The sequence below is a fragment of the Streptomyces sp. NPDC031474 genome (genome assembly GCF_055581185.1).
Genome location: NZ_JBVIJX010000019.1, coordinates 62,497 through 75,580 on the forward strand (window position 1 = coordinate 62,497; position 13,084 = coordinate 75,580).

Genomic DNA, 13,084 nt, shown 5'->3' on the forward strand with positions numbered 1-13,084 from the left:
TGGGGCGCGAGCCATGAACGACACGGCGATCGACTACGCGGCGGTGTTCCAGGCCCTGCCGGGCATGGTGGCGCTGCTGACGCCCGGGCTGGTGTACGCCGACGCCAACGAGGAGTTCCTGCGCGTGACGGGCCGCAAGCGCGAGCAGATGGTCGGCCGGCATCTCTTCGACGTGTTTCCCGACAACCCCAACGACGAGGCCGCGACCGGCATGCGCAACCTGGAGGCCTCGCTGCGCCGGGTGCTGGTCACCGGCGAGCGGGACACCATGGCGCTGCAGCGCTACGACGTCGAGTCGGCCGAGCGCCCCGGTGAGTGGGAGGAGCGCTACTGGAGCCCGGTGAACGCGCCGGTGCACGGCCCGGACGGGTCGGTGGTGCTGCTGGTGCACCGGGTCGAGGAGGTCACCGAGCTGATCCGGGCCCGCGGCGGGCGCGGGGCGGGCGGGCACGGATCACAGGTCGACAGCCGGGGTCGCGTCCTGGAGGCCGAGCTGTACACCCGGGCCCGTGAGCTGCAGGAGCTCAACGAGCGGCTGCGCCGCGCGCACGCCCGCGAACGCGAGGTGGCCCTGGTCCTGCAGGAGGCGATGCTGCCGGCCCGCCATCAGGTCGGACACCACCGGGCGGCCGTGCGCTACCGGCCGGCCGTGGGCGCGCTCAACGTGTGCGGGGACTGGTACGACCTGGTCGACCTGGTCGGCGGCAACCGCATCGGCGTGTCGGTGGGGGACGTCGTCGGGCACGGTCTGGAGGCCGCCGGGGTGATGGGCCAGCTGCGCAGCGCGCTCAGCGCGGCCTCCCGGGTCGCCGAGGGACCGGCCGAGGCGCTGAACGTCCTCGGGCGGTACGCGCACGTCGTGGACGGCGCCGAGTCGGCCACCGCGGTCACCACGTTCATCGACTTCGACCACCACACCATCACCTACAGCAGCGCCGGGCACCCGCCGCCCGTGCTCGTCCACGCCGACGGCCGCGTGGAGTTCCTCGACCAGGCCACCGATCCCCCGCTCGACGCCCGCCCCACCCCGACCCCCCGGCCCCAGGCGTGCACCTCCTACGACGACGGCGCCACCCTCGCCCTGTACACCGACGGGCTGGTGGAACGCCGGCGGGAGGACATCGACACCGGTGTGAACCGCCTCGCCGACGCCCTCGCCAGGCACCGGGACGCCGACCCCGAAACCCTCGCCGACGCCGTCCTGTTGGAGCTGCTGCCGCCCGGCGGCGCAACCGACGACACGGCCCTGGTCGTCGTACGGCTGTGACCGTGGGGACGGGCCGCGGACCTGGATCGGCACGGTTCCGGCCGTCGCCGCCTGCCCCTACACTGACACCCCACACCATGCCGGTTGACCTGCTGGAACACGGCCACGAGCCGATCCGCCGGACCCGAGGAGCGACTCCCTTGTTCTACTACCTCCTGAAATACGTGGTGTTGGGGCCGCTGCTCAAACTGCTCTTCCGCCCCCGCATAGAGGGTCTGGAGCATGTCCCCGAGTCGGGAGCGGCCATCATCGCCGGCAACCACCTGTCGTTCTCGGACCACTTCCTGATGCCCGCCGTTCTCAGGCGGCGCATCACCTTCCTGGCCAAGGCCGAGTACTTCACGGGCCCCGGCATCAAGGGCCGGCTGACGGCGACCTTCTTCCGCAGCGCCGGACAGATCCCGGTCGACCGTTCGGGCAAGGAGGCCGGTCAGGCGGCGATCCGCGAGGGTCTGGGCGTCCTGAGCAAGGACGAACTGCTGGGCATCTACCCGGAGGGCACCCGCTCGCACGACGGCCGCCTCTACAAGGGCAAGGTCGGCGTCGCGGTGATGGCCCTGAAGGCCCAGGCGCCGGTGATCCCCTGCGCGATGATCGGCACCTTCGAGGCACAGCCTCCCGGCAAGAAGATCCCCACCCTGCACCCCGTGGTGATCCGCTTCGGCAAGCCCCTCGACTTCTCCCGCTACCTCGGCATGGAGAACGAGAAGGCGGTGCTGCGGGCGATCACCGACGAGATCATGTACGCGATCCTGATGCTGTCCGAGCAGGAGTACGTGGACCAGTACGCGGCCGTCGCCAAGGCGGAGGAAGCCGCCGCGGCCAAGGCGGAGAAGGCCCAGAAACCGGACAAGCCGCAGAAGGAACGGAAGTTCCGTCGGCTGCCGCTGAGTTGACGGACCGTCAAGATGCTTGAGGGGCGGCCGGATTGTTCCGGCCGCCCCTCGTCGCCGTCGTGCTGCCGGTGGTTACGGCTTCGGCGTGGCGTGCGGCGTGCAGGTCACGTCCGCGGTGTCCAGCTTGCCGGTGAGGAGGTAGGCGTCCACCCGGGTGTTGATGCAGGTGTTGACCAGGCCGGTCACACCGTGGGAGCCGGCGTCCTTCTCGGTGATCAGGCGCGAGCCCTTGAACCGCTGGTGCAGTTCGACGGCGCCCTGGTACGGGGTGGCCGCGTCACGCGTGGACTGCACGATGAGCACCTGCGGCAGGCCCTTGTGGGTCTTGACGTCCACCGGGGTCTGCTGCTTGACCGGCCAGGTGGCGCACGGCAGGTTCATCCAGGCGTTGGCCCAGGTCATGAACGGGTAGTTCTTGTTGAGCGCCGTGTTGTCCCGGTCCCACTTCTGCCAGCTGGTGGGCCACTTGGCGTCGGTGCACTCGACGGCCGTGTAGACGGCGTTGCCGTTCTCCGAGGTGATGTTGCCGGCCGTGTCGGTGAGGTCCGGGGCGGCCGCGTCGACGAGGGCCTTGGTGTCCCCGGCGAAGTACTTGCCGAAGACGGTGGCGACCGGAACCCACGAGGAGTCGTAGTACGGGGCGCTCTGGAAGAAGGAGATCAGCTCGGCCGGGCCGACGACCCCGCCGATGGGGTTCTTCTTGGCGGTGGCGCGCAGCTGAAGCCACTTGGCCTGGACGGCGGCGCGGGTGGAGCCGAGGTGGAAGGTCGCGTCGTTGGCTGCGACCCAGTCCTGCCAGTCCTTCCAGCGGCCCTCGAAGGCGACGTCCTGGTCGAGGTTGGCCTCGTACCAGATCTTCTCGCGGGAGGGGTTGACCACGCTGTCGACGATCATGCGGCGCAGATGACCCGGGAACATGGTGCCGTAGACGGCGCCGATGTAGGTGCCGTAGGAGACGCCCAGGTAGTTGAGCTTCTTCTCGCCGAGGGCGGCGCGGATGACGTCCAGGTCGCGGACGGTGTTCGGCGTGGTCATCTGCGCGAGCACGGCCTTGCCGCTGCGCTCGGCGCACCCGTCCGCGTACTCACGGGCGAGCTTGCGCTGCGCGCGCTTGTCGGCCGCGCTGTCGGGGACCGGGTCGGCCTTGGGCGCCTTGACGAACTCCTGCGGGTCGATGCAGGAGATGGGCGCGGAGTGGCCGACCCCGCGCGGGTCGAAGCCCACGAAGTCGTAGGCCTTGGCGACGTTGGTCCACACGGGGGCCTTGGTGGTGACGCGGCGCGGGAAGCGCAGGCCGGACCCGCCGGGGCCGCCGGGGTTGTACACGAGCGCGCCCTGGCGCTCCTGGGGCGTGCCCGTGTTGCCGATGCGGTCGACGGCCAGCTTGATCTGCTTGCCGTTCGGCCTGGCGTAGTCCAGCGGCACGGTGACCCAGCCGCACTGGATCGGCTTCTCCAGGCCCCAGTCGGCGGGGCAGTCCTGCCAGTCGATGCCGGCCTTGGCGGCGCGCTCCGCGGCGATCGCAGCGCCGCGCGCCTCACGGTCCTGCCCGGGGCGGCTGCTGGTCGCGCTCGCCGTGGGCGCCGCGACGGCGCCGGCGAGCAGCGTGGCGGCGACGAGTACACCGGCCGAGCCGAGCGCAGCGGTCCGTTTGGTCGGTCGTATGTCCCTCAAGTGGGCCCTCTCCCTACCTAGTTATGGCGGCAGAGGGATCCTCTCGGCTGTGAGGCGCCTGAGAACAGGTGTCGTTGACCTTCTTTGCCAATCCGATAACCGGAGCAGAACGTACCGCTCACCGGATGTCGAGTGCGGCGAGCGCCTCGTCCAGCACGCGGCGCAGCCGCAGTCCGTCGGGCGCCACGGCGGTGACGAGGGCGGCGGGGCCGGCCAGCGGCATGACACAGGCCTGCTCCCCGAGGACCCGGGCCGCCACCGCCTGCTCGGCGAACTCAGGTCGGACGACGACGAGTTGGCCCAGGGCGCGGTGTCCGGCGAGCACGGCGGGGCCGTCCCAGCCACCGGGAGCGCCGGGCCCGCAGGCCAGCTCCTGATCGAGGACGACCCGCCCGGCGACCCGTACGACGAGCCGGCTGGTGAGCCGGCCGGGCTCCTCCCCCACCCGTCCGAGGACCTGCTCCTCGCGCAGCACCAGCCGGGCCCCGGCGTCGAGGTCGGCCCGGGTGGCGACGTACAGGTCACTGCCCCGGGCGGAGATCAACTGCTCGGGCAGCCAGTGCAGTTCGCCGTCGTCGGCGACCCTCAGGCGCACGTCGTAGTGGGCTTCGCCCTTCGTCTGGCCGGGCAGCGCGATGGTGGCAGCGGCCGATCCCACCCACAGCCGGGCGCCGCTGCCGACGTCCGCCTCGACGGCGAAGCGGTCGCCGCCGAGGGGTCCGCTCATCGCCCCGACGAGCACGACCCGCGCTTGAGCGCCCGTGCCCCGGGTGCGCCGCAGGGCGAGCGGCCCGTCGCTCTCCAGGACGGGCAGCGCGGTCCCCCCACGTCCGTCGCCGCGCGCCCCGATCCGCGCGGTGGCGTGCACACCGCTCATGTCACGCCGTCCAGGCGGCGAGCCGCGTCCGCACCCACGCGGCGACGTCGCTCACCCCGCTGTCGCTGCGCAACGACTGGAAGACGACGGGCAGTTCGGCACGCTGGGCCTTGGCGTCGGCGGCCATCCGGGCGAGGTCGGAGCCGACGTACGGCGCGAGGTCGGTCTTGTTGACGACGAGCAGGTCGGCGGTGGTGACGCCGGGGCCGCCCTTGCGCGGGATGTCGTCCCCGCCCGCGACGTCGATCACGAAGATCTGCGCGTCGACGAGCCCCTTGGAGAAGGTGGCCGTGAGGTTGTCCCCGCCGGACTCGACCAGCACGAGATCGAGCGGCCCGACGGCGTCCTCCAGATCCTCCACGGCCTCCAGATTGGCGGAGATGTCGTCCCGGATCGCGGTGTGCGGACATGCGCCGGTCTCGACGGCGGTGATCCGCTCGGGCGGCAACACGGCTTCCCGGAGCAGGAACTCGGCGTCCTCGCGGGTGTAGATGTCGTTGGTGACGACGGCGAGGGACAGCTCGTCCCGCAGCTCCCGGCAGAGCGCGGCGACGGTGGCGGTCTTCCCGGACCCGACGGGCCCACCGAGCCCGATCCGCAGGGCGCGCCGCAACCCGTCCGGCCGACGCGCGTCGGCACTGACGGCGGCGGGACCGTGGGGGGAGTGACCAAGATGCACAACGGCTCCTATTCAGCCAGGCCGGGCAATTCAGCCTGTCCGGCGTTTGAGGACGAGGCCCCTTCGGGGCCGAACGGGGGTCTGGGGGCGGAGCCCCCGGGGATGGGACGGGAAGGGGCGGCGGGGGCGAGGAATCTAGGAGGCGAACAGCCGCACGGGCCAAGCCGCATGCACCTCCGCCCCGATCTCCAGCAGCGGCGCGGAAGCCGCAGGCAACGCGTCGACCCCGCGCGCCGCCACCGCCGCCCCCGCGGACACCGCCCGGTCGACCACCCGGTCCAGCTCCGGCGCCAGCCGGGCCAGGACGGCGGTCGCCTCGAACGGGTCCAGGCTCAGCAACCGCACCACGGCCGTCGCCGGCCCGCTCACGCTCTCGTACACCGAGCAGTACGCCGCGTCCTGCGCCCCCAGGCCGGCCGCCCGCGCGGTCAGGCCCAGGACCACCGGCTGATGCGCCCCCTTGGGGAACTCCGCTGCCAGGGCGTCCAGTTCGGCGCTCGGCCAGGTGGCGCGGGCGGCCCGCATCAGTTGCCGGCCCAGTCGTCGTGCGGCTGCCCGCAGCGCCGGGGACGGTGTGCGGGCGTCCGCCGCCGCGTCCAGTTGCGCCGGGTCCGCCCCGACGGCCGCCGCCGCGGCCAGCGCCGCCGCCACCAGTCCCGCCGTGTGCAGCCGCCCCCGGCAGAAGGCCTCCAGGCTCGCCGCGTCGGTGATCCGCCCGGCCTTGACCGCCTCCTCCGCCCCGCCGGAGTGCGCGTGCCCTCCGGCGGGGAAGCGGCCGTCGGCCAGGACCAGAAGTGCTGCCCTGCCCATCACGGACCACCTGTCGTCGACGTGTCCATCAGAACAGGAAGTACCGCTGGGCCATGGGCAGTTCGGCGGCCGGAGTCGCCTCGACGAGCTCCCCGTCGATGTGCACGGCGAAACTGTCGGGATCGACCTGGACGCGCGGCCTGGCGTCGTTCTCCCGCATGTCCGCCTTGGTCACCGCGCGCGTGGAGTCGATGGCGACGAACTTCTTGCCCAGCTGGAGCCGTTCCGGCAGTCCGTCCTCGATGGCGAGAGGCGCCACGAAGTTGAACGAGTTCGACGCCGGCGCCCGCCCGATCGCCCCGTACATCGGTCGCGGCAGGATCGGCTGCGGGGTCGGGATCGAGGCGTTGGCGTCGCCCATCTGCGCGTACGCGATCTGTCCGCCCTTGATGACGAGGTGCGGCTTGACGCCGAAGAAGGCGGGCTCCCACAGCACCAGGTCGGCGAGCTTGCCGCCCTCGACGGAGCCGATCTCGCGGCCCAGGCCCTGTGCGAGCGCGGGGTTGATCGTGTACTTGGCGATGTAGCGGCGTACCCGGTGGTTGTCCGCGCGGCCGTCGCCGGGCAGCGCGCCCCTGCGCCGCTTCATCACGTGGGCCGTCTGCCAGGTCCGCATGATGACCTCGCCGACCCGGCCCATGGCCTGCGCGTCGGAGGAGATGATCGAGATCGCGCCGAGGTCGTGCAGGACGTCCTCGGCCCCGATCGTGGACGGCCGGATCCGGGACTCGGCGAACGCCAGGTCCTCCGGGACCGCCGCGTTGAGGTGGTGGCACACCATCAGCATGTCGAGGTGTTCCTCGGCGGTGTTCACCGTGTACGGCCGGGTCGGGTTGGTCGAGCTCGGCAGCACGTGCGGCTCCGAGACGACGGTCATGATGTCCGGCGCGTGCCCGCCGCCCGCGCCCTCGGTGTGGTAGGCGTGGATGCCGCGGCCGGCGATCGCGGCGAGGGTGTCGCCCACGAAGCCGGCCTCGTTGAGGGTGTCCGTGTGGATGGCGACCTGGATGCCCGTCCGGTCGGCGACGGTCAGCGAGGCGTCGATGACGGCCGGGGTCGAGCCCCAGTCCTCGTGCAGCTTCAGGCCCAGCGCCCCGCCCCGGATCTGCGACAGCATCGCCTCCTGGGAGACGGTGTTGCCCTTGCCGAGGAACCCGATGTTCAGCGGGTACTGCTCCATCGCCTCCAGCATGCGCGCGAGGTGCCAGGGGCCCGGCGTCACGGTGGTCGCCTTCGAGCCCTCGGCCGGCCCGGTGCCGCCGCCGACGAGCGTGGTGACACCGGCGGACAGCGCCTCGTCGGCGATCTGCGGGCAGATGAAGTGGACGTGCGCGTCGACCGCGCCGGCCGTCAGGATGCGTCCGTTGCCCGCGATGACCTCGGTCTCGGGTCCGATGACCAGTTCCGGGTGGACGCCGTCCATCGTGTCGGGGTTGCCGGCCTTGCCGATGCCGGTGATCCGCCCGTCGCGGATGCCGACGTCGGCCTTCACCACACCCCAGTGGTCGACGATGACCGCGCCCGTGATGACGGTGTCGGGCGTGCCGTCGGCGCGCGTGGCGCGGGACTGTCCCATGGACTCACGGATGACCTTGCCGCCGCCGAAGACCGCCTCCTCACCGGCGAGGCCGGGGCCGCCGGAACGATCCTCCTCGATCTCGATCAGCAGGTCGGTGTCGGCGAGCCGGATGCGGTCGCCGGTCGTCGGGCCGAACAGGTCGGCGTAGGCGGCACGCGAGATCTCAGGCATCGAGGGCACCTCCGGTCTCCCCGCGCAGCCCGGGCACGACACGGGCGCCGGCGAGGGGGACGAGTTCGACGTCGACGGGGATCCCGGGCTCGAAGCGCACGGCGGTGCCGGCGGCGACGTTCAGCCGCTTGCCGCGCGCGGCGGCGCGGTCGAAGTCCAGGCCCGGGTTGGCCTCGGCGAAGTGGTAGTGGGAGCCGACCTGGACGGGTCGGTCGGCGGCGTTGAGGACGGTCAGCCGGGTGACCTCGCGGCCCTCGTTGTACACGACGGGCTCGTCCGCGAACAGGAACTCTCCGGGAATCATCGAGGCCCCCTCAGACGATCGGGTCGTGGACGGTGACGAGTTTGGTGCCGTCCGGGAAGGTGGCCTCGACCTGCACGTCGTGGATCATCTCGGGGATGCCCTCCATGACGTCGTCGCGGGTGAGCAGCTTGCGGCCGGAGGACATGAGCTCGGCGACCGTACGGCCGTCACGCGCGCCTTCGAGGATGTGCGCCGTGATGAGGGCCACGGCCTCCGGGTGGTTCAGCTTGAGCCCGCGGGCCCGGCGCTTCTCGGCGACGTCGGCCGCCACGTGGATCAGCAGCCTCTCCTGCTCGTGCGGGGTCAGTTGCACGTCCCACCTCACATCCTCGCTCCAGGCCGTGCGGGGCCCGGTTGCCGCGGCCACGGGGAAAAGTCCCTGGTGGCATGGACCGGCAGGCTAGTTGGACCGCGTTTCGGGCCTGTTAACCGGGCGGTGCCCCATGCATGATCCCGACAGCGGGCAGCGTCGCGCTCATCGACGCGCCCAGGCCCTCCCGCCGTACCGGTCCCACGGCAAGGCCGCCCGGGACGGCACCGAGGACCGAACCGTATACAGCTCGCCGGCCGGCGGCGTCCTCACGAGGGGTTCGGCCCCCGGTGTTCCGCCGCGATGCCGAACCGCTGCTGTTCGCGGGGAGCGGACGAGACCTCGCGCACGGCGGAGACCGAGCGGATCACCGGCTCCTGCGCGGAACGGTCCAGCTCGTCGAGTCGCTCCAGGTCGGCGGCGGAGACGAGGGCGACCAGGGGCTTGCCGTGCCGTGTCACGACGACGCGCTCTCCGCCGTACACCACGCGGTTGATCAGGTCGGCGAGTTCAGCCCTGGCTTGCGTCACCGGAATCTCGTAGGCCATGCCCCCATTCTAACGTCACGTACGTCCTGTACATTTTTTACAGATGCGCCTGACGCAGAAGGAGGGGCTTTCCGATGACCCGACCGTCCGCCCGCCATGTCCTGCCCGAGTTCACCGAACGCACGAGCTTCGGCAGCCGGACGATGGATCCGTACTCGAAGCTGCTGGAGGAGCGGATCGTCTTCCTGGGGACGCCGATCGACGACTTCTCGGCGAACAACGTGATGGCCCAGTTCATGTACCTGGAGCACAAGGACCCGGACCGGGACATCGCGCTGTACATCAACTCCCCCGGCGGCTCGTTCAGCGCGATGACGGCCCTGTACGACACGATCCGGTACGTCACCTGCGACGTGGAGACGACCTGTCTGGGCCAGGCCGGTTCGTCGGCGGCGGTGCTGCTCGCGGCGGGCACGCCGGGCAAGCGGTTCGCGCTGCCGGGCGCGCGGATGACGATCCGCCAGCCGTCCCTGCCCGAGCCTGTCGAAGGACAGGCCAGCGATCTCGCCATCCAGGCCGATGAACTGGCGCGCATCCGGGCCACCCTGGAGGGGATGCTCGTCCTGCACACCGGGCGCAGCCCGGAGCAGGTCACAGCGGACATCGAGCGCGACAAGTTCCTCACCGCCCCGGAGGCCCTGGAGTACGGCCTGGTGGACGGCATCATCTCCACCCGCAAGACCTCGGCCGGCGGCCAGGGCGGGAGGTGAGGGGCCGATGGTGCCCGAACTGCCGCCGCTGCCCGCGTTGACGCGCGCCGAGGCCGAGTTGATCGACGGTTACCTCGACGTCGTCGACCTGCTCGGCCGCATCAACCCCGCCCACCACGGCGACACGTACCGCGGGCTGCGGGCCGCCCAGGCGCTGGTGAGCAAGGCCGCCGTGCTGCGTGACGCGCTGACGCTGATGCACCAGCGGGGCGAGAACGAGCTGCACGCCCCGACGCTCGCGCGGGCGCTGCGCGTCCTGGACGGGGAGCGCCGCACGGCGCGCGTCACGGTGCCTCCGCTCTCCGACAGTTGACGCGACCCGGCTTCGGCCGGGCGGTCCGCGCCTCGCGCGTGCCGTCCGGCCCGGAGTTGAAACGGACCAGACGGGCGACCCCCGTTCGGCGTAGCGTGCGCTGTCTTCCACGGCCGGTAGAGGTTGCGCAAATGGGCGCTCTTCGGACGGAATAAAGGGCTCCACCGCTGGTCCGGGGCCCTGTGGCCGCCTTGACACCTGATCGGCCATCAGGGTGTCCACCCGAACGGGTGAGTGGTGAGTAACCCCACAAATCCCCGGTTCCATTGGGATTTTCGGACATCCGTGAGCCAAGATCCCTGACTGACGACAAGCCCCCGCCACAAGAGGCGGGGCGGTCCGGGCGGACGCCGAGTCCTGCCGCCGCCCGGATGACCGGTCGACAGAAGTGCATCGGCAGGAGTGGAGGACCCAAGCACGACGGGTCGCCGGAACGGTCACGCCATGGCCGGGCCGAGCAGCCCTTGGGGTGAAGCCGCGTCAGCGGCCGGGCAACTTCGCCAGCCCGAATCCGACAGGTCATCCTTCACAGGCGGCTGACGAAGGGTTGCGCATGACTGCGCTCAATCGTGTCCCGTCGCTCATGGTCCGGGCCGGTACGGCCTCGGCCTTCGCCATCGCCGCCGTCGGCGGCTCGGTCGTGGTCCCCGGGCTCGCCCCGGACGCCTCGGCTGCCACGCCGGCGACGAAGGCGCTCCAGATCGCGGCCTCCAAGAAGGGCGCTCCGTACAAGTACGGGGCCACCGGGCCGAAGAGGTTCGACTGCTCCGGGCTCACGCTGTACTCGTACAAGAAGGCGGGCAAGACCCTGCCTCGGACGGCGGCCCAGCAGTACAACAAGACGAAGCACATTTCGGCGTCCAGCCGCAAGGCGGGCGACCTCGTGTTCTTCCACTCGGGTTCGAACGTGTACCACGTCGGGATCTACGCGGGTAACGGCAAGATCTGGCACTCGCCGAAGACCGGGGACGTGGTGAAACTGCAGAAGATCTGGACCAAGAGCGTCTGGTACGGCCGGGTCCGCTGAGCCATCGGGTCCTGAGTCTCCCGGGGCGGCGCCGGCGTCCCTGACGCGCCGTCACCGCCCTGGGATCTCGCCCTCCGCCGGGGCAGTCAGGGCTCCGGCCACCGGTTCCGCCGCCGGGACGGTCCACGGGAGTTCGACGGTGACCGTCTTGCCGCCCTCCCGGGTGGGCCGCACTCTGAGCTTGCCGCCGTACTCCGCGGTCAGCCAGCGAATGATCACCAAGCCTCGGCCGTTGTCCTGCTGGACGGCGGCCGGCAGTCGTTTCGGGAAGCGCGGGTGGCTGTCCGTGACGCCGATGCGCAGGTGTTCGTCACGGTCGAGGACGAGGTTCACCGTGAAGGTGGGTGACTGCCCGAAAGTGTGCTGTACGGCGTTGGTGGCGAGTTCTGAGACGATCAGCCGGACGGTGTCGGCCGCCTCCGTGTCCGCCGGCAGACCCCACTCCCCGAGGGTGCCGACCACGAAGCCGCGGGCCGTGGAGACCGAAGCGGGATCGCTCGGCAGAGTGACGGATGCTTCCAGGTGATCTGCCATGGCGACGTCGTCCCTTTCCCACGGGACCGAAGTCCGACACGGTGCGTGTGGTTCGAGTACGGTCCCGGACTGGATGCTTCTTCGCCAGACTGCCATTACCGCGCCGGTCACGGGTGGCGATCCACCAAGTTATGCATATATCTGTCGCTCGATGCGGTGAACTCTGCGACGACAGAGCGTATTTGGACGGCCCATAAGGAGTAAGGAGGAGCCCATGCAACACGGTCCCGCGGTGCGCCGCCGGAAACTGGGCGCCGAACTGCGCACACTGCGTACCCGGGCGGGCCTCACCAGTGGTGAGGCGGCCCGGCTCGTGGGCTGGCACCAGTCCAAGGTGAGCCGCATCGAGACCGGCACCAGTGGGTCAAAACCGGCCGATGTGCGGTTACTCCTCGACGCCTACGGGGTGGCCGATCCACAGCTGCGGGAGCTGATGCTGGCGCTGGCGGGCGCCGAGGGCAGCGGCGGCCGGGACCACTGGTGGCACGCCTACCGAGGGGTGCTGCCGCCCACCTACCGGGACTTCATCAGTCTGGAGTCCCAGGCGAGCGCGATGCGCACACTGGAGACGAGTGTGGTACCGGGGCTGCTGCAGACGCCCGAGTACGCGCGTGCGGTGACCAGGGCCGCGGTGGAGGGCGCCGACGAGGAGCAGCTCGACACCCTGGTGGAGGTGCGGCTGGCCCGCCAGGACGTGCTGCGCGCACAGCCGCCGCTGGAGCTGAACGCGGTGCTGGACGAGGCGGTGCTGCGGCGGGAGGTGGGCGGGCCCGAGGTGATGGCGCATCAGCTCGGCCGGCTGGTGGAGGCGGCCCGGCTGCCGCAGGTGAGACTTCAGGTCCTGCCGTTCTCCGCCGGGGCGCATATCGGCCTAACCGGCCCTTTCGTTATCTTCTCATTTTCGCGCACTTCTGATCTGGATGTGGTTGTTCTCGACCACTTGACGAGTAGCCTCTATCTCGAACGGAAAGAAGACCTCCAGGCCTACACCGAGGCCTTCAACGCCCTTCGGGCAAACGCCCTTTCGCCCGGGGACTCATCGGATTACATCGCCGCGATAGCCGACGGCGCGTAAGGAGGCACCATGTCCGCACTACCGCGGAACGTACCTTCCAGTACCGATTCCGATCATCTCCCGCAGGTGCGGTGGCTGCGCAGCAGCTACAGCACGGGAGCGAACAACTGCGTGGAGACCGCCCGGCCGGCCATCGGCCCCTGGTCCGGCCTGCTCGCCGTGCGCGACTCCAAGAACCCGGCCGGACCCGCCCTGCTCTTCTCCCCCGAGAGCTGGACGGGCTTCACGGCGGCGTTCCGCTGAGCACACCGCAGCACCACACACCGCAGTAGTCGGCAAACGGTGCTCAGCGGCGACCCACGGCCGTGTC

16 protein-coding genes and 1 riboswitch are annotated in these 13,084 nt (G+C 70.9%); of the genes, 7 read left to right on the forward strand and 9 right to left on the reverse strand.

Features of this window, described 5'->3' with window-relative positions; all coding sequences use genetic code 11:
- The first annotated feature begins 13 nt into the window (after positions 1–13).
- The gene (locus ACZ5SK_RS35210) at positions 14–1,267 is read left to right on the forward strand and encodes a PP2C family protein-serine/threonine phosphatase (RefSeq protein ID WP_361709043.1); all 1,254 of its coding nucleotides are present in this window, start codon (positions 14–16) and stop codon (positions 1,265–1,267) included.
- Positions 1,268–1,407: 140 nt separating this feature from the next.
- Entirely contained in the window at positions 1,408–2,163 is a 756-nt protein-coding gene (locus tag ACZ5SK_RS35215; protein WP_361709095.1) for a lysophospholipid acyltransferase family protein, read from the forward strand.
- 72 nt (positions 2,164–2,235) lie between these two features.
- Here the strand turns inward: ACZ5SK_RS35215 and ACZ5SK_RS35220 are convergent, their stop codons facing one another.
- From ACZ5SK_RS35220 to ACZ5SK_RS35255, 8 genes are all read right to left on the reverse strand, one after another.
- Positions 2,236–3,837, reverse strand: coding sequence for an alpha/beta hydrolase (locus ACZ5SK_RS35220; RefSeq protein ID WP_334583017.1), 1,602 nt, complete (start codon positions 3,835–3,837; stop codon positions 2,236–2,238).
- A gap of 118 nt (positions 3,838–3,955) precedes the next feature.
- A complete protein-coding gene (locus tag ACZ5SK_RS35225) occupies positions 3,956–4,714 on the reverse strand; it encodes an urease accessory protein UreD (RefSeq protein ID WP_334583018.1) in 759 nt (252 codons plus the stop codon).
- A 1-nt stretch (position 4,715) separates the two neighbouring features.
- A complete protein-coding gene (ureG, locus tag ACZ5SK_RS35230; RefSeq protein WP_361709047.1) occupies positions 4,716–5,393 on the reverse strand; it encodes an urease accessory protein UreG in 678 nt (225 codons plus the stop codon).
- A 135-nt stretch (positions 5,394–5,528) separates the two neighbouring features.
- A complete protein-coding gene (locus tag ACZ5SK_RS35235) occupies positions 5,529–6,203 on the reverse strand; it encodes an urease accessory protein UreF (RefSeq protein WP_361709050.1) in 675 nt (224 codons plus the stop codon).
- 28 nt (positions 6,204–6,231) lie between these two features.
- Entirely contained in the window at positions 6,232–7,953 is a 1,722-nt protein-coding gene (locus ACZ5SK_RS35240) for an urease subunit alpha (protein WP_334583021.1), read from the reverse strand.
- Positions 7,946–8,257, reverse strand: coding sequence for an urease subunit beta (locus ACZ5SK_RS35245; RefSeq protein WP_334583022.1), 312 nt, complete (start codon positions 8,255–8,257; stop codon positions 7,946–7,948). The genes ACZ5SK_RS35240 and ACZ5SK_RS35245 overlap by 8 nt, the downstream gene beginning before the upstream one ends.
- Before the next feature lie 10 nt (positions 8,258–8,267).
- Complete coding sequence (locus tag ACZ5SK_RS35250) at positions 8,268–8,570, reverse strand: urease subunit gamma (RefSeq protein ID WP_334583814.1); 303 nt, start codon at positions 8,568–8,570, stop codon at positions 8,268–8,270.
- A 266-nt stretch (positions 8,571–8,836) separates the two neighbouring features.
- Positions 8,837–9,115, reverse strand: a complete 279-nt coding sequence (locus ACZ5SK_RS35255; RefSeq protein ID WP_457495531.1) for a type II toxin-antitoxin system Phd/YefM family antitoxin — start codon at positions 9,113–9,115, stop codon at positions 8,837–8,839.
- Positions 9,116–9,189: 74 nt separating this feature from the next.
- On the opposite strand from ACZ5SK_RS35255, the gene ACZ5SK_RS35260 reads away from it, so the two are divergent.
- From ACZ5SK_RS35260 to ACZ5SK_RS35270, 3 genes are all read left to right on the forward strand, one after another.
- Positions 9,190–9,825: an ATP-dependent Clp protease proteolytic subunit gene (locus ACZ5SK_RS35260; RefSeq protein ID WP_334583024.1), complete on the forward strand. Its 636-nt coding sequence runs from the start codon at positions 9,190–9,192 to the stop codon at positions 9,823–9,825.
- Between the two features lie 7 nt (positions 9,826–9,832).
- A complete protein-coding gene (locus ACZ5SK_RS35265) occupies positions 9,833–10,138 on the forward strand; it encodes a hypothetical protein (protein WP_099937782.1) in 306 nt (101 codons plus the stop codon).
- A 379-nt stretch (positions 10,139–10,517) separates the two neighbouring features.
- A riboswitch (cyclic di-AMP (ydaO/yuaA leader) is annotated at positions 10,518–10,688 on the forward strand.
- A gap of 3 nt (positions 10,689–10,691) precedes the next feature.
- The gene (locus ACZ5SK_RS35270) at positions 10,692–11,165 is read left to right on the forward strand and encodes a C40 family peptidase (protein ID WP_079663740.1); all 474 of its coding nucleotides are present in this window, start codon (positions 10,692–10,694) and stop codon (positions 11,163–11,165) included.
- Positions 11,166–11,216: 51 nt separating this feature from the next.
- Here ACZ5SK_RS35270 and ACZ5SK_RS35275 read toward each other — a convergent pair whose 3' ends face one another.
- The gene (locus ACZ5SK_RS35275; RefSeq protein WP_334583026.1) at positions 11,217–11,699 is read right to left on the reverse strand and encodes an ATP-binding protein; all 483 of its coding nucleotides are present in this window, start codon (positions 11,697–11,699) and stop codon (positions 11,217–11,219) included.
- Positions 11,700–11,913: 214 nt separating this feature from the next.
- Here ACZ5SK_RS35275 and ACZ5SK_RS35280 point away from each other — a divergent pair, with 214 nt between their 5' ends.
- Both ACZ5SK_RS35280 and ACZ5SK_RS35285 read left to right on the forward strand, forming a co-directional pair.
- Positions 11,914–12,774 (forward strand): helix-turn-helix domain-containing protein, encoded by an 861-nt coding sequence (locus ACZ5SK_RS35280; protein ID WP_334583027.1) that lies wholly within the window; start codon positions 11,914–11,916, stop codon positions 12,772–12,774.
- A gap of 9 nt (positions 12,775–12,783) precedes the next feature.
- On the forward strand, positions 12,784–13,017 hold the full coding sequence (locus ACZ5SK_RS35285; RefSeq protein ID WP_334583028.1) for a DUF397 domain-containing protein: 234 nt from the start codon (positions 12,784–12,786) through the stop codon (positions 13,015–13,017).
- Positions 13,018–13,084 lie beyond the last annotated feature (67 nt).